The sequence below is a fragment of the Staphylococcus sp. Mo2-1 genome (assembly GCF_046721385.1).
Taxonomy (GTDB): domain Bacteria; phylum Bacillota; class Bacilli; order Staphylococcales; family Staphylococcaceae; genus Staphylococcus; species Staphylococcus equorum_A.
Genome location: NZ_JBEUUK010000001.1, coordinates 961,366 through 977,960, shown reverse-complemented (window position 1 = coordinate 977,960; position 16,595 = coordinate 961,366). Strand labels below are relative to the sequence as shown.

The 16,595-nt window shown below is 31.9% G+C and carries 12 protein-coding genes and 3 pseudogenes; 8 read left to right on the top strand and 7 right to left on the bottom strand.

Annotation, left to right across the window (positions count from 1 at the left end; translation table 11 throughout):
- Positions 1–791 precede the first annotated feature (791 nt).
- The gene (locus ABLV95_RS04895) at positions 792–992 is read right to left on the bottom strand and encodes a hypothetical protein (protein ID WP_002507627.1); all 201 of its coding nucleotides are present in this window, start codon (positions 990–992) and stop codon (positions 792–794) included.
- Between the two features lie 206 nt (positions 993–1,198).
- Here ABLV95_RS04895 and ABLV95_RS04890 point away from each other — a divergent pair, with 206 nt between their 5' ends.
- The 6 genes and pseudogenes from ABLV95_RS04890 (at position 1,199) to ABLV95_RS04865 (ending at position 8,761) form a co-directional block, all read left to right on the top strand.
- Positions 1,199–2,011 carry a VOC family protein gene (locus ABLV95_RS04890; RefSeq protein ID WP_427704457.1) on the top strand — a complete coding sequence of 271 codons (813 nt, stop codon included), beginning with the start codon at positions 1,199–1,201 and terminating at the stop codon, positions 2,009–2,011.
- An 18-nt stretch (positions 2,012–2,029) separates the two neighbouring features.
- Positions 2,030–2,233: a DUF6501 family protein gene (locus ABLV95_RS04885; protein ID WP_002507630.1), complete on the top strand. Its 204-nt coding sequence runs from the start codon at positions 2,030–2,032 to the stop codon at positions 2,231–2,233.
- A gap of 190 nt (positions 2,234–2,423) precedes the next feature.
- A pseudogene (locus ABLV95_RS04880) lies at positions 2,424–3,216 on the top strand (ATP-binding protein).
- A gap of 12 nt (positions 3,217–3,228) precedes the next feature.
- Positions 3,229–5,118 (top strand): vWA domain-containing protein, encoded by a 1,890-nt coding sequence (locus tag ABLV95_RS04875; protein WP_427704460.1) that lies wholly within the window; start codon positions 3,229–3,231, stop codon positions 5,116–5,118.
- Positions 5,119–5,242: 124 nt separating this feature from the next.
- Positions 5,243–6,587 (top strand): annotated as a pseudogene (brnQ3, locus tag ABLV95_RS04870) (branched-chain amino acid-like transporter carrier protein BrnQ3).
- Positions 6,588–7,229: 642 nt separating this feature from the next.
- Positions 7,230–8,761 (top strand): annotated as a pseudogene (locus ABLV95_RS04865) (BCCT family transporter).
- A 510-nt stretch (positions 8,762–9,271) separates the two neighbouring features.
- Here ABLV95_RS04865 and ABLV95_RS04860 read toward each other — a convergent pair.
- Genes ABLV95_RS04860 through ABLV95_RS04850 form a run of 3 tightly spaced genes read right to left on the bottom strand, consistent with a single transcriptional unit; the run spans position 9,272 to position 11,337 of the window.
- Entirely contained in the window at positions 9,272–10,405 is a 1,134-nt protein-coding gene (locus ABLV95_RS04860) for a toxic anion resistance protein (protein WP_460872640.1), read from the bottom strand.
- 28 nt (positions 10,406–10,433) lie between these two features.
- Positions 10,434–11,054 (bottom strand): 5-bromo-4-chloroindolyl phosphate hydrolysis family protein, encoded by a 621-nt coding sequence (locus ABLV95_RS04855; protein WP_046465313.1) that lies wholly within the window; start codon positions 11,052–11,054, stop codon positions 10,434–10,436.
- Between the two features lie 13 nt (positions 11,055–11,067).
- Positions 11,068–11,337: an acylphosphatase gene (locus ABLV95_RS04850; RefSeq protein WP_046465312.1), complete on the bottom strand. Its 270-nt coding sequence runs from the start codon at positions 11,335–11,337 to the stop codon at positions 11,068–11,070.
- Positions 11,338–11,686: 349 nt separating this feature from the next.
- Here ABLV95_RS04850 and msaA point away from each other — a divergent pair, with 349 nt between their 5' ends.
- Positions 11,687–11,995 carry a regulatory protein MsaA gene (gene msaA, locus ABLV95_RS04845; protein WP_002507638.1) on the top strand — a complete coding sequence of 103 codons (309 nt, stop codon included), beginning with the start codon at positions 11,687–11,689 and terminating at the stop codon, positions 11,993–11,995.
- 182 nt (positions 11,996–12,177) lie between these two features.
- On the top strand, positions 12,178–12,378 hold the full coding sequence (gene cspA, locus ABLV95_RS04840) for a cold shock protein CspA (RefSeq protein WP_002507639.1): 201 nt from the start codon (positions 12,178–12,180) through the stop codon (positions 12,376–12,378).
- A 421-nt stretch (positions 12,379–12,799) separates the two neighbouring features.
- Here cspA and lysA read toward each other — a convergent pair whose 3' ends face one another.
- Genes lysA through ABLV95_RS04825 form a run of 3 tightly spaced genes read right to left on the bottom strand, consistent with a single transcriptional unit; the run spans position 12,800 to position 16,296 of the window.
- Positions 12,800–14,065: a diaminopimelate decarboxylase gene (lysA, locus tag ABLV95_RS04835; protein WP_460876540.1), complete on the bottom strand. Its 1,266-nt coding sequence runs from the start codon at positions 14,063–14,065 to the stop codon at positions 12,800–12,802.
- A 3-nt stretch (positions 14,066–14,068) separates the two neighbouring features.
- Positions 14,069–15,142, bottom strand: a complete 1,074-nt coding sequence (locus tag ABLV95_RS04830; protein ID WP_427704465.1) for an alanine racemase — start codon at positions 15,140–15,142, stop codon at positions 14,069–14,071.
- Positions 15,139–16,296: a M20 metallopeptidase family protein gene (locus ABLV95_RS04825; RefSeq protein WP_460876538.1), complete on the bottom strand. Its 1,158-nt coding sequence runs from the start codon at positions 16,294–16,296 to the stop codon at positions 15,139–15,141. Before ABLV95_RS04825 ends, ABLV95_RS04830 begins: the two co-directional genes overlap by 4 nt.
- Positions 16,297–16,595: the final 299 nt, after the last annotated feature.

Here is a 16,595-nt window from a genome sequence, read left to right as displayed (position 1 = left end):
AATTATTAACTTTAAGCACGATACTATTAACGAACGCTATATTTTATATATCCAATTAAGATCTAAAAGCAATTATTTAAAGCTTAAAGTTTTATATCTTTTTCTAGTTAGTTGTTTATTAATTCTAGTTTCACTATTCTATCCATTATTAATCCAAGTTTTTAATAAAGAGATTACATTAAATTTAATTTTCATAGGTTTAATCACGCATATATTAATGAGTTCTTTTGGGATATTATTAGGTTCTTTTGTAACAAATACACAAATTGCCAGTAAAAACTTTAATTGGCTTCTTACAATACTTATCTTAATTGTTACACTGACCAAGGATTTATTAATAGAACAATTTTCATTTTTGCAATGGATATTATGGATTCTTCCTCCTATAAGCAATATCTTGTATCTTTTAAATAAGGATTCTATTCATATATTTAACTTAGACTTTATAACGTTGTGCATTCATTCTGTAATTTATATAGTTATAGTTTTTCTCATGACCAAATATTTTTTCAATAAACAATAAGATAAAAAATTGTTGTTAATACAAAAAGCTTCTAGCCATACGGAGACAAGTAGACACTTTAGTATCTTTGAATATTAAATAGAAAGCCCCAATCTATTAGTTTTTTCTAATAGATTGGGGCTTTCTAATAGAGCATGAGATAATTCTGTCCCACGCCCTTTTAAATTTTACTACGACTTTATTATTCAAGTATAACAACTAACTATTCATTTAAATTATAACTCCAATAATCTCGATTCAATTTACATGTCTTAAACATGTAAAATTATTAAGCTATATACACGAAAAGCTCAATAATAGCTAGAATTAAAAATACTAAGAAAACTACGCCATAGATATTATTTTTCTTAACACTTTTAGCATTAGCATTTTTTTGCTTTGCTTTATTATTTATATTCGAAAAGAAAGTAATTCCAGAATACACTGCTATAAGCACAGTAATACCAAATACAACCCATACAGTTAACATTTTAAAACCTCCTTCTAATTCAATAAATCTATTTTCAAATTTGTCATGAAAAATAATAAATCACGATATATATACATTTTAATACATTTTCTTAATTCGTCCAATGTATATTCGTTATAATTTTGTAAAACCATTATTCATCATACAAATAATACTTAAAGTAAGTTATAATTAGTTGAAAAGATATGAATAGAGGGGTTAATATAATGAATGGTCTTAGAAGTGTTACTACAGGGACAAATGATTTAGAAAAAACTAAAACTTTATTTAAAGATATACTCGGACTCAATGTGACAAACAAAGGACAAGCGCTACGTTTTGGAGATGCTGAACTTAATTCTGGGACACGTATACATTTTGTAGAAATACCTAACTATATTAACAATAATAATCATATAGATAATATTGGCTTGCGTGTGCCAAGTGATGAAGGTCTGGATGAGTATAAATCAGTATTAGATAATCATCACATTAATCATGGTGGTATTACCGATTTAAATGGTCATCAATATTTTGATTTTAAAGACCAAAATGATCAAACATTTAATATTTACTCAAATGAACATAATACTGGGACACCATTAGGTATGCCATCATTTGAAAGTACTGTAAATCCGTTACACCAGATCCAAGGATTAGGGCCTGTCCTCTTGAAAGTTAATGAACTTATATTAACGCAATCTATTTTAACTAAAGTTTTTGGACTCATACATTTTGCTGAATACGCACCAACAGACAATGCCGATTATAAAGTACAAGTGTTTCGTATAGGAGACGGCGGGCTAGGTGGCGAGCTACATATTTATGCCGCAAAGGATGAAGTGAAAATGCCTGAACATGGTATAGTTGAACAAATTGAATTTGCTACTGAATCCAAAGCACATTTTCAAAATGCATTGCAACAACTTGAAGTCATTGGTATTCCTTATCAAACATTAGATCAAGATGGCGAACGTTCTTTAAGAATTAGTGAAAAAAGCGGCATCACATTTATATTAACTTTAGAAACAAAACAATAAAGAGAGGTTTTTACAATTATGTTACATGAAACTTGGAAAACAAATACACCTATTAAAAAAGTCGAAGTTGAACATGCAGAAGCGAAAAAATTCACAGTATCTGATATGCTAACAGTAGGTAAACAATATGACGTTATCAATGAAACTGAAGAATATTATCAAATCATCGATAACTCTGGTCTAGTTGGTGGATATTATAAAGAATATTTTAAAGAAGTATAAGATTTTAAATATATCGTATTGCACCATAAACGCAACAAACAATTCCTCACAAACTATTGTGAGTTTATAAATTTTCTTATTAAAATAGGGCTAGGGCAAAATATGATGATGTATTCTTGCCCCAGTCTATTTTTAATGATTTTTAACAATCATCAGACAAACATGTAAATGCAAAAGGAGATAAAAAAACATGACAAATACACAATATATTAATAGAGACGAGACTGTCTTTAATGATGCTAAATCATTAATGCAATTAAATAAAAATATACTGTTAAAAGGACCAACTGGTTCTGGTAAGACGAAACTTGCAGAAACGCTAAGTGAAACTTTAAATAGACCGATGCACCAAATTAACTGTTCAGTCGATTTAGATGCTGAAAGTTTATTAGGATTTAAAACAATACAAACAAATGACAATGGGTCACAAGAAATTGTCTTTATAGATGGACCTGTCATACAAGCCATGAAAGAAGGAAATATTCTTTATATTGATGAAATCAATATGGCGAAACCAGAAACACTGCCTATACTGAATGGTGTATTAGACTATCGTAGAAAACTAACAAATCCATTTACAGGAGAAGTTGTAAGTGCGAGCACCAGGTTTTAATGTTATTGCGGCAATAAACGTAGGATACATTGGCACATTACCTATGAATGAAGCATTAAAAAACCGTTTCGTTGTTATTGAAGTAGATTATATTGATGGTGATATTTTAAGTGATGTTATTAAAAACCAAAGCCAGTTAAAAGACGACGCTGTTATCCAAAATATTATAAAGTTCAATGAAGATTTGAGAACAATGACAAAACAAGGTCAAATTTCTGAAGAAGCGACCAGTATTCGAGCGCTGATTGACTTGAGCGATTTAGCAACAATCATGCCAATAGAACGTGCGATACAGCGTACGATTATAGATAAATTAGAAGACGAACGTGAACAACAAGCAATTAAAAACGCAGTAGAATTAAACTTTTAGTGAGGGATAATCATGAGTGATCGTTTTATAAAATTTAATGACGAACAACTTGATGCAAAGCAAGTCATGATGCTACAAGATTTAGCTCGTCTTTTACTGAAAAATGAACAAGCACACGTTAAAATACAAAAATTTCCATACTATGATCCAATCAATCATACCTTAATTACAAGCTCATTTTGGTCACATAGGAGTAAAGAAATAGAATCCACAGGATTAAAATCAGATGTATTACTTGCTACTTATGGTTATCAAATGATGGATGAAAAAATTGTAAATAAAGTCATTCATAATCGAGAGTTTCAACACCCAAAATTCTTCCAACAACTTTTCAAATTATTAGAAGACAAACGTGTATTAAATACCATAGTTCAATTACGTCCTTCGACAAAGCCTATAATTCAAATGCGTAATGAGGTTAGATTGAATTATACTCAGACACAAATCAAAGTTTATAAAACCAAAACAACTTTTACAGACTTACTATTTTTATATTTAGAAGCATCTTTTTTAACAGAAAACTTTTATGATGTACCGCAAATCCATCCTCAAATTGATGATGTTTTAAATCATATGTATCAATACTTACCTAATTTCTTTTATAATGAAACGTCTGAAGATAACATGTATTTAGCAGAACGTATCATGTATCAAATCGATGATATTTTAAAAGAAGATATGTTGAACGAATATTATCATTTACCGAAAAAAGTTTATGAAGCAATAGAAGAACTTAATTTTGAGGATATAACGAGAACTGACGCAAGTAACTCAGATGGTCAGTCTGATGAACAAAACGATGAAGACGTTGTAAGCGAAGATATGGAATCTAATAATCAAGATAGTGCGTCAGAAGGTGGCGCTTATTTAGAAATGGAATTACATGAAGGTGAGAATAGTGATGTCATGGGTGATAATGACACCGCACGTGAGGGTGATGCGAGCGATGATATGACTGATATGCAAACTAAAAAGGGCAAAGGCTCTACTGATAATGTTGAAGATGACGAAGGTGGTACTGTCGGTCATAACCAAGCGTTTGCACTTAAAGGTATCAATCAGAACGTAGAGATTAAATGGAATATTCCAGACATAGAACCACAATATATCAATGATTATCGTGACGTTGAATCTGAAGTCCAGTTTGAGACAAAAGATTTAATCCAAATCATAAAGAAAACAATTGATAGAGAATACCAGGATGAACGTCATAATTTAACTAAAGGAAGACTACAGAAGAATCTACTTAATTGGTTTATTGATGATCAATATAAGCTGTTTTATAAGAAACAAGATTTAAGTCAATCCTTTGATGCTACTTTTACATTGCTAGTTGATGCATCTGCAAGTATGCAAGATAAGATGGAAGAAACGATCAAAGGCGTTGTCCTATTCCATGAAACTTTAAAATCATTAAATGTTAAACATGAGATACTTGCATTTAACGAAGATGCGTTTGATGCAGATGAAGCAAATCAACCCAATATTATTGACGAAATCATTTCATACGACCGTTCAATTTTTGAAAAAGATGGACCACGAATTATGGCTCTAGAGCCTCAAGATGATAATAGAGATGGCGTAGCAATTAGAATAGGAAGTGAACGATTAATGCGTCGTTCACATAATCAACGTTTTCTAATTGTATTTTCAGATGGTGAACCTTCAGCATATAATTATAGTCAAGATGGTATTTTAGACACTTATGAAGCCGTTGAAACTGCTAGAAAAATGGGGATCGAAGTATTCAATGTGTTTTTAAGTCAAGATCCTATTACAGAAGACATAGAACAAACGATTCATAACATTTATGGTCAGTATGCCATCTTTGTAGAAGGCGTAGAAAATTTGCCAAGCCATCTGTCACCATTATTGAAAAAACTTTTATTAAAATCATTTTAGCTAGACTAATTTTTATAAATTAATCGCTATATATTTAAATATTCTGAAATTTATATAGACGGCATCTAATTAAACGTGATAGAATAGATAATATTATTTTATTGGATTAAAAGGAGAACGTCATATGAATAAAAATACATGGATTATAGGCTTCACATTGTTTGCAATGTTCTTTGGCGCCGGCAACCTTATTTTCCCACCTAATTTAGGTTTAGATAGCGGAGAATATTTCTGGCCATCCATTTTAGCATTTGCATTAACTGGAATCGGATTACCGTTATTAGGCGTTGTTGTAGGTGCATTAGATAAACAAGGCTACATCGGGTCATTAAATAAAATATCACCTAAGTTTTCAGTAGTATTCTTAGTAATTATATACTTAACAATAGGTCCATTATTTGCGATTCCACGTACAGCATCAACATCATTTGAGATGACTGTTACACCGATTGCACAAACAAATAGTAGTTTAGCATTATTTATATTTACAGTTATTTATTTCTTAATTGTATTATATTTATGTATCAATCCTAGTAAAATGGTTGATCGTATCGGGTCATTGCTAACACCATTACTACTTATCACGATATTAGCGATGATTATTAAAGGATTTGTAGATTTTGGTGGTAATGCACCAAGTCAATCTGCAGAATCGTTTACTTCTGGTTTTGCTGGATTTTCACAAGGGTTTACCAATGGTTACTTAACGATGGATGCTATTGCGGCAATTGCCTTCTCAATGATTGTAGTTAATGCTGTAAAAGCAACAGGCGTTACAAATGCTAATAAGATCTTTAAGCAGACATTATTAGCTGGTTTAATCGCCGCAGTTGCCTTAATGTTCATCTATATTTCTCTAGGTTTTATAGGAAATCACATGGATGTATCGCAAGAAAAAATTGCTAGTTTAACAGCAAAAGATCAAAACATAGGTACATACCTATTAACTACAATGGCAGATGTAGGCTTTGGAACTTTTGGTAAATATCTATTAGGTATTATTGTTGCACTTGCGTGTTTAACTACTGCATGTGGTTTAATCGTTTCAGTGTCAGAATATTTCCATAGAATTTTACCGAAAATTTCTTATAAAGCTTATGTAATTGGATTTACGCTAATTAGTTTTATATTAGCAAATCAAGGTTTAAACTCAGTAATTACAATGTCTGAACCAGTACTTAGTATTGTATATCCAGTAGCAATTACTTCAGTATTACTGATATTGATTGCACGTTTTGTACCAACTAAGCCAATTGCACAACAAATTCCAGTTACGATTGTTTCTATTGTTTCAATATTAAGTGTAGTACATACACAAGGTCTGGATAAAAATGAGCTTTATTGATAGTTTACCTTTAAAAGACTATTCATTAGAATGGTTCCCAATTGCTATAGTCACTACAATCATAGGTTATATTGTAGCTACTATGGTTAAAAGTCAAAAACCTATCGTTTACGAAAAAGATTAAAAGTTCATTTAAGTAGATTCTGCTCAATATTTAAATGCATCGTTTTTGTAAAGATACAATCCCTTCAAAGTAGTCACTGAAACAGTGATTGCTTTGAAGGGATTTTTTTATGTGTAAAAATAACATTTTGCTGTTAAAATCTTCATTTAAATAAAAATATCATTTTTTAAGGTGCAGAATTTTCCAATTGCATGATTAATATATAATAATTTAATCTTAAAAATTATAACTATTTTACAAAGTCCAATTGATTACTAAGAAGAAGTGGGCTATAATCTTAACTTCAAGTGTTTCGTCAGTGACAATAGTAAGTCTCTTGTCACAATCATAAATAGACTTACATATTTTTATTAAAGATGGAAAGTACACGTGTTCATATTCACAAAAACACCATTTGCTATAGCGTAAGACTTCGTTTTCATACTTATAATTTTGAACTCTAAAACAATATTCAATGATATTCGTAAGCAATTTGATAAGTACTGAAAAAGCTAAACTATTTATTATAAAAGACTTAATATAGAGAAAATAGAGAGAACCTAAAAAGAGGAGTAGAATAACATTAAATTTTCTTATTGGAAAGACAAACTAGATTGGCCGGTGTTTCTTATTAGCGGTGGCGTACTCGTATTATTTGTAATTATGTCATCACTATTTACAACAGCAACTTCGGATTTCGTGCAAAAAGGCTTTGAACTATCCATTACATATTTCGGTGCATTTTGGCAAATTTTATTACTAGCAACATTTGCGGTAGGTGCTGTTTTAGCCTTTTCAAAGTATGGTCGTGTAAGGCTCGGAAATGCTTCTAAACCTGAAATGAGTTACTTCAGATGGGCAGCAATTGTGATTACGTCAGGATTAGGCGCAGGTGCTATATTTTGGGCTGTCGCTGAACCTATGTATTATTTTATTGATGTGCCACCAACTATGGATCCAAGTATCAAAGATAGTAGTTCAGTCGCTATACCAGCGAGCAATGGCTCAAAGTTTCACATCATGGGGCTTCACAGCCTGGGCAGTTTATGGTGCTGTCAGTGGTATCATTATTATGTATGCACATTATAATAAAGGCATGAAAATGCGTCCAAGAACAATTTTATATCCAATATTTGGTAAAAAGATTGAGCATACTAAGACAGGCTCTATGATAGATGTCTTTTGTATTTTAGGTGCTGTAGTCGGAACAATTGGAACAATTGGGTTTTTCGGTTTTCAATTTAGTTACTGGTTACATAGTATTTTTGGTATTCCAGATAATATCATTACTCAAGTCTTATCTGTTGCAGGACTTATGGTCATTGTATCTATTTCTGCAACTACAGGGATAGATAAAGGTATACAGTTTCTTAGCAAACTAAATATATGGTTAGCAATAGCACTTGCTGTCTTTATATTGTTAATAGGCCCTGGTGGTTTTATTATTGATACTTTTATTTCTTCTTATGGAACATATATCACTAATTTCTTAGAAATCAGTACCTTTAGAGGAGATAATCAATGGGCTGGCGCATGGATGCTTTTCTTCTTTGGTTGGTTTATAGGTTATGGTCCTTTAATGGCTATGTTAGTTGCCCGTGTCTCAAAGGGACGTACAATCAGAGAAATCTTCATACTCGTTTCAGTCGTAGCGACTGTAGTTTCTCATTTTTGGTTTTCTATTTTAGGTGGAAGTGGATTGTTTTATGAATCTAAAAATAATGGTTCAATTAGTGATCCTTTATCTGAAAATGGTTTACCTGCAGACAGTTATCTCAATTGCTACACAATTACCTTTAGGCAATGTGTTAGTTATAGCTTTACTCATTTTGACACTTATATTTGTAATAACAACTGCCGATACAATGTCATATTCAATTTCTATGTCCGTTACTGGCGAAGGAGATCCGCCTAAAATCATCAGATTATTCTGGGTTGCTATTATGGGTGTAATCTCAATTATTCTTATTAATATTGGCGAGGGTAGTATTAGTGCAATACAGTCCTTTATAATCGTAACAGCAGTACCTATATCGATTATCATGCTTCCTGTCGTTTGGACAGCGCCGAAAATTGCGCACAAACTTGCTGTGGAACAAAATATAGTAACTACTAAATCCTCAGACACAGTTGACAATACAGAGAATTTAATTAAAAATTCAGCAAATCAACATACAGAAGATTCTAAGCATTAAATAGAGCGATTAGAATTAAATCTCAAAATGAGTCTGAGACATAAGCTTCTCAGATAACTAAAAAATGATGGTTTCTACGTGAAATAAAGTAGAAGCCATCATTTTTATGTTTTTTATCTATTTTTGTAGCTCGATGAGCTACTATTTTCCTTATATTTATTGCCATTCATGCTAATCCTACTTCTCGTTTTAAAGTTATGTTAGAGTAACTTTATTATACAAAAGCGTCTTATTTTTTGTATTAATTTATATAATTGTACCGATTTTGTAAAGCGCTGACGCCTAGGGGAATAGTATGAGTCTGTAAAACAAATAATATCTCAACTCTATTTCCAGGGTGGGACGACGAAATCTTATTAGAAAAATTAGATTTCTGTCCCACTCCCATACCCCAAGCAAGCACGCGCTTTCAAAACCGAAAGATTTTAAATAGAAAAAGTAGATGGGGCGGGGAGAAATCAAAATTTGATTTTCTGTCCCGACTCCATCTACTTTATTTGTTCATAAACCTTATTTATTATCTTTCATATCTAACAATTGATTTTGTAATTCTGATTCAAGTTGATTTAATTCTGTTTCTGCTTGTTTACGTTTAGTACGGCCTTGTTCTTGGATTTGAAGTGTCTGTTCAATTGTTTCAATAATATCATTTTGTGTTGTTTTGAGTGTCTCGATATCAACGACACCACGTTCATTCTCAGTAGCTGTTTCTAACGCGTTTTGTTTTAATAATTCAGAGTTTTTTAATAGTAAATCATTTGTAGTATCTGTAACTGCCTTTTGAGCTGATACGGCATTACGTTGTCTCATCAATGTTAATGCAATAGACATTTGGTTTTTCCATAATGGAATACTCGTTAAAATTGAACTTTGAATTTTCTCAGCAAGGGCTTGGTTTACGTTTTGAATCATTCGTATTTGAGGTGCAGTCTGAATTGCAATCTGTCTTGATAACTGCAAATCATAAATTCGTTTATCTAAACGATCTATAAATTGTTCCATATCAGATGTCGCTTGCACATCCATTTGGTTACCTGTCGTTTTTGCTTGTGTTCTTAGTTTAGGTACTTCAGTCTGTTGAAGCGTATGCTGTTTCTTTTTAGTTGCTTCAATATATAAAGACAATTCTTCAAAATAATCTTTATTCATATTGTATAATTCATCTAACATGTCTATATCTTTTTTTAAGTTATTTTTATGCTTATCTAACTCAATAGAGATACGATCAATCTGTGAACCTACAGATTGCATTTTAGAAAATATTTCATTAACAGATGCTTTCGTACGTTTAAATATACGTTTCAACTTAGATTGGTTTTCTGGATTAAGTTCTTCAGGGTTAACTGACTTTAATTTACTCATTAAACCATTCAGAGACTCACCCACAGGGCCAACATCTGTTGTGTTAACTTCATTTAAAATACGGTGTGAGAACTGTGACATATTTGATTGTGCTTGTGTACCATAATTCAGTAAACCATCATTATCCATTGGCTTTATTTGTTCGCTCAACTTATCGATTTTTTGTTGTTCCTCTTGAGTATATTGCGTTTTATTATTGATTATTTCATTTTGATTAGCTGACTGTTCATCAATATATTTGTCCAATGGATGTGAACTTAAAAAGTCTTGTTCTTTAGCCATTCAATTTCTCTCCATTCTTAATTCTATGTTATTTATTTCTTTTCTGTTCCATTTTGTTTAATTCCATCTCTATATCTAACTGGCTATAGTCTTCGTTATTAATTCTCTTCAAGTCAGCAACTAAAGTTCTTTTCACTTCGTCTAAAGTAATTCTTGTTTGTTCTAATTTTTGTTTTTCTTCTTTAGATTTTTTAGGTGACTTAGATAATCTTGTATATGCTTCAATTAAATTTAATGCATTATCAATATGTGAATAGAAGAAACCTTCTACTTTGAAAAATGAACCTGGTTGTTGTTTCACTGCAAAATAAATTGCACGAGAAATTCGGTATATTTCATTCACTTGTCTAAAATCTTTAATCGATCTCACATTTACAAATGTTTTCAAAATTCTTCTAATCTTATCTTGTGCATTGTTTAACTGACTATTTACAAAATGATAATCACGACGTGATAGACCAATTTCATTTAAATATTTTCTAGAAGTTAAACGTTGAGTAGGGAAGTAAATTGCCAAGAACGTTACCGCAGAAATAAGAAAATCAAATATAACATAAATATCAAGAGCAAAAACACTAGTAAACCATGCGATAACTGCTACTGGAAAAGCTATGATTGTCCCAAAAATACGTGAAATAGTATATCTCAAACTTCATCTTCCTTTATATAGTTTTAAAATCCTTTAATGATTCATCAATATTCAATTCTTCTATAGTATAATCTTCAACATGCGAGGCAGGTGACGCACCGTCTATAACTGCATTTAAAAATGGAGTTAATGCTTTTTCATTTCCTTGCGCATAAATATCAACATAATTATCAATATTTTCAACTGTGCCTACAATATTATACTTTCTAGCTATCTTCTGTGTATAGTATCGGAAACCTACACCTTGCACCATTCCAAATACTTTAACGTGTTTGCACTGCATATTATCACCTCTTAGTAGTATTATACGAAATTTTAGGCCACAAAACTAATATTTACGTTTGAGCTACGTATGTATATAGGCCAAAAGTATGAGTCAGATAACTTGATTTTGTATATTATCTAGTTAAAATATTACACATAGACAAATTGTGCGACTCTAATTAAATTATATAAAGTATATAACTAGTTCTATTCATATCTATTTATAAACGTGGGGATTTTATTTAGAGTGAATGTATGAAGACCATACATAAGTATAATCAACTTGTTCTATTAAGCTTAAAATTTAGAACACGCTATTTAAATGTTTTGAAAATGTTTTTGAGCTGACTATGAAAGGGTGAAATGAAATGTGGACAGTTGCAAAAATTCGGGCTGACTATGAAGGTTGGTGGTTATTTAGTGACTGGACTGATCATATCGTAGAACAACATAATTTTGAGACTTATAACGAGATGTTAAGCCAATATCAATCAATCATTTTAAAATGTAAAAAAGATTATGATAACTATTTAGTTGGAAAATATAATATTCATGCGTTTTATAATAATTGTGATTTAGGATTTTGTGAAGATTGCGATGAAGATTTACAAATATTCTATAGTTTTATTGTTTTAAATAATAATGAAGTATATTATAAATTACCTATTGTTGAATAAACAGTTTATTCAGATTTGTATTGCAATTTTATTTAAATTGCTTTATACTGTTAGTCAAGCAATAGTTTTATTCCATATTGCAAAGAATATTGTACTAACAGACTTGAACTGTGAAATTGTATTTTTTGTAATATGCGAATAACGCATATTGAATGAATATTAGTCTTGGAGGTTTCACAGTTATGAAACAAGGTACAGTAAAATGGTTTAACGCCGAAAAAGGTTTTGGTTTTATCGAAGTTGAAGGAGAAAACGACGTGTTCGTACACTTCTCAGCAATTAACCAAGAAGGATACAAATCATTAGAAGAAGGTCAATCAGTTGAATTTGAAGTAGTTGAAGGCGACCGCGGTCCTCAAGCCGCAAACGTTGCTAAACTATAATATAGATTTCTATATTGACTTTATTTAAAAAGAACCTTGTCAAAGGTTCTTTTTTTATATATATAGGCGCCTTTACATTTTAAATATGTTAGGGCGCCTTAATGCATGGGACAAGCATGTAATCCGCTAATGCTTCTTAGATTACATTTTAAATATGTTAGGGCGCCTTAATGCATGCGACAAGCATGTAATCCTCTATTTCCGTCGATGAAATCGAGTTAGGCTTTCTTAATGTGTGCAATATACATATATTCATTCAATATAGGCATTTAAAGAGCTTTCAGTTATAATCATGACCAAATAATCCAGAACTTTATATTGTTTGTTTAACACGCTTAAAACACCATTTTAAGAACATTAAAAAAAGGTTGTTAGCATGCCCAGTAGGGAGTAGCTAGCAACCTTTTTCTTATATAGTCATTTATTTTGTATCATTAATGATTAATTGGCGTAATGATTGACGCTTAATAACTTCTCTTGCTTTTCCATCTTTCAAGAAAAACACGGACGGTTTCTGCATTTGGTTATAATTTGATGCCATTGAATAATGATAAGCACCAGTTGATAGAATAGCTAAATAGTCGCCACGTTTAACTGTACTTGGTAATTGTGCATCTTTGATAATAATATCTCCAGATTCACATAATTTACCTGCCAGCGTTACAGTTTCATCCTTTGGATCATTTCTATTAACCAGTAGAGCTTCATACTTCGCATCATAGAGAGAGGTACGAATATGATCACTCATGCCACCATCGATTGACACATATTTATTCACATTAGGAATATCTTTAATTGTACCTACTTCATATAAAGTAATACCTGCTTCTCCTACAATTGAACGTCCAGGTTCAATACCAATTTCTGGAATAGGGTAATCAGCTTCTTGTGCTATCGTTTTAATTGCTTCAGTTATTTCTGCAATACCATCTTCGATAGGGAAGCTCACATCACCTTCGACATACTTAATACTAAAGCCGCCACCTAAATTGATCAATTCTATCTGAATGTCATTTTCTTTCAGCCATTGGATAACTAATTTAGTAGTTTCAATCATAGCTTCAGTACCTTCAATTTGCGAACCTACATGGAAGTGAACACCTTTAAGATTTAAGCGCTTAGCATCTTTAACTTTTTTGACACCTTCAATCGCCAAACCATGTTTGATAGACAAGCCAAATTTACTATCTTCTTGTCCAGTTTGAATAAATTCATGTGTATGTGCTTCAACTCCAGGATTTAACCTTAACACTACATTCACTTCTTCACTTGCATAACGGTTAATAATATCAATTTCTTCTAAAGAGTCAATCACAATATAACCCACTTTACTTTCTAAGGCATATTGTATTTCACGTTTTGTCTTATTATTACCATGAAAATGTATGTGTTGTGCATCAAAACCAGCGACTAATGCTGTGTATAATTCACCTTCAGATACTACATCTAATTCGAGTCCTTCTTCTTCTACTAATTTAACCATTTGTAAACAAGTAAATGCTTTAGAAGCATATGAAATATTATAGTTTAATCCGCTCTTTTGAAAAGCTTCATGAAAACGTCTCATTTGTGTTCTGATTTGCGTTTCATCATAAACAATCGTAGGCGTCCCAAAACTTTGTGCTATCGTTTTAAGACTTGTACCTCCAATTGTAAGCTCTCCTTTATCATTGTATTCTACTACCATAATTTATCTATACTCCTTTATTAGTGAGTCATGATTCATCGCGCTTAATTGTTCAGAATTCGCGCCCACACCTTTAAATGTGAACTCATCTACGCGTATATCGTTATTATATAGTATCACTTCATCTTGTGCACGAACATTGCTATCTACTTCCACAAACATATGACTCATCATTAACGCACGTATAGGATAACGTTTACCGTTAATCAATGCTTCGTGTTGTGCTCTTGATTTAAGTATACCATCGCCGTAACCAACATCTACGACTGCTAACCTTGTTTCATCTTGTGTAGCTTCATAAGCAAAACTATACCCACAATAATCTCCTTGATTAACTTCACGCACTTGGATGACATTACCTTTAACAGTCAATGATTGTTTAATTGCTGTTTCCTCTACATGACTGTATGGTCTTGAACCATACAATGCAATGCCAACACGTGCGTGTGTATGATGGAGGAAAACACCATTTTCTCGATAATAACTCGCACTATTTTGAGCATGAATTAGATCAAACTGATAGCCCTCAGTCAATAAAGTATCTACAACGTCTAACCATGCTTTTCGCTCAATTTCATAATCTGGAACATCAAATTCGTCTGCATATCCAAAGTGTGTCCATAAGCCAGTTATTATCATGCGCTGTTCATTTTTATTTTGCGCATGATGTATAAGGACTTCTCTCATTTCTGCAATTGATTTCAATCCTGAACGATGTAATAAATTTTCATATTCTAAATGAACTTGAATATCATATAAATCTTCTACATGTTCATAATAGAAGTCTAGAGAAGGTAAAGTCATCTGAATATGATAAGCACGTAGTTTATCGAATTCATAAACTGCATTCATTAAAAATATCGTAGCGTCGGGTGCAAGTTTACGAATTCGGATTGCTTCTCTCAAAGAAGTTGTACTAAAAGTTTGGATACCAGCTTTTTTAAATTGTTGAACAGCAAATTCCAAACCGTAATGGTAAGCATTATTTTTAACTACAGCCATGAGTTGGTTATCTTGCGCTACATTTACTGCATTTTCATAAAATTTCTCTGTATCTACTGACCAAATGGCTGTCATTGTACACGCACCTCGCTATAGGATTTTAGAAGTTGTTCATAATAATCTGCAATACGTATGAGCATATATTCATTAAAATTTAAATGAGAAGTGTGTAAGCCAGTTACATAACCCTTCGCTTCATCTCGTACACCGACAAATACAAAATAACTCGGCGCAAGTCGACTATAAAAGCTGAAATCTTCCCCAAATAAATAAGGTGTAGGTTTATCAATAATTTCAAAATCTGCATTTTCCAATCCAAGTTCAACATGTTTACGTAGTAATGGATCATTATAAGTAGGTGGGTAACCTTCTTCAAACTTCACTTCACATTCTACATTAAATAATAAGCTGACACTTTCAGCAATTTTGGCCATTTGTTGTTTCACGATTTCTAAGTCATGAACATCATATGTTCTGATTGTACCTTCTAGATAACCATGACTAGGGACAGTATTAATCGCTTCTCCGGCTTCAAAATGACCCATATGGACAATATTTCGTTTTAAACCGTTCAAATGATATTGTTGAATTTGTCCTACTTGGCTTAATACATGTTGTAATGCTTCTCCACAAGAATGTCCTTGTTCTTTATCCGCTACATGACTAGAAAGGCCATTTAAATAAAATCTATATTCAGTAGCACTTGCTGTTATTTCTTCATCTCGTATAACAACTTTACCTTCATTTTCAAACGGCATAACATGAATACCAAATACTGCTTCAATTTCATAATTTTTAAAAGCACCAACACGAATTAATCGATTTGCACCGCCACCAGTTTCTTCAGCAGGTTGAAATATAAAAACGATACTTTGCGGTAACGTTCCTTGATCAGCCATCGCTTTACATCGTTTAACAAAGAGCATTAACGCAGTAGTGTGCCCATCATGTCCACAAGCATGCATTACATTATCTGTTAAACTTTTGTAAGCTACATCGTTTTCTTCAAAAATAGGCAATGCATCAATATCTGCACGATAAGCTATCGTATGCTCACCGTTCCCAGGTAAATAAGCAACCAACCCTGTATCAAGAGGGCGTTCATAACTGATACCTAATTCATCTAAGAAAGAAGCAATATAGGTAGTAGTTTCATATTCATGTAGACTTAGCTCTGGGTTTTGATGCAAATGACGTCTATGTGTTGTTACGAATTCTAATTCATTCATTTTAAATCAAATCCTTTTAGTTTTATTAATTAACTTCAGATTTTAATCTAAAGCACTTTGTTTATATGTATAAAAAAGCGAAAACATAATATTAAAAAAATGAGGAGGTAAGACCGATTCATCAATGTATAATGGATAGCAACTTTTTAAAAGTTATAAACGCCATCATTTATTACATCTTGTCTCGTCTTAAACCTCCTACATTAATATTTATGGATGTTCGTATTAAGTAGCATAGTTCTGATTATTCTAGAACCATAACTAACTTAGTAAAAGTGGAAATTGCATGAAATTAAGCT

Excerpts from the sequence above, each read along its gene's own strand:
- ABLV95_RS04830 (WP_427704465.1), bottom strand. The coding sequence starts at position 15,142 with ATGACAGCCATTTGGTCAGTAGATACAGAGAAATTTTATGAAAATGCA.
- cspA (WP_002507639.1), top strand. The coding sequence starts at position 12,178 with ATGAAACAAGGTACAGTAAAATGGTTTAACGCCGAAAAAGGTTTTGGT.
- ABLV95_RS04860 (WP_460872640.1), bottom strand. The coding sequence starts at position 10,405 with ATGGCTAAAGAACAAGACTTTTTAAGTTCACATCCATTGGACAAATAT.
- ABLV95_RS04885 (WP_002507630.1), top strand. The coding sequence starts at position 2,030 with ATGTTACATGAAACTTGGAAAACAAATACACCTATTAAAAAAGTCGAA.
- ABLV95_RS04850 (WP_046465312.1), bottom strand. The coding sequence starts at position 11,337 with ATGCAGTGCAAACACGTTAAAGTATTTGGAATGGTGCAAGGTGTAGGT.
- ABLV95_RS04825 (WP_460876538.1), bottom strand. The coding sequence starts at position 16,296 with ATGAATGAATTAGAATTCGTAACAACACATAGACGTCATTTGCATCAA.
- lysA (WP_460876540.1), bottom strand. The coding sequence starts at position 14,065 with ATGGTAGTAGAATACAATGATAAAGGAGAGCTTACAATTGGAGGTACA.
- ABLV95_RS04875 (WP_427704460.1), top strand. The coding sequence starts at position 3,229 with ATGAGTGATCGTTTTATAAAATTTAATGACGAACAACTTGATGCAAAG.
- ABLV95_RS04895 (WP_002507627.1), bottom strand. The coding sequence starts at position 992 with ATGTTAACTGTATGGGTTGTATTTGGTATTACTGTGCTTATAGCAGTG.
- ABLV95_RS04890 (WP_427704457.1), top strand. The coding sequence starts at position 1,199 with ATGAATGGTCTTAGAAGTGTTACTACAGGGACAAATGATTTAGAAAAA.
- msaA (WP_002507638.1), top strand. The coding sequence starts at position 11,687 with ATGTGGACAGTTGCAAAAATTCGGGCTGACTATGAAGGTTGGTGGTTA.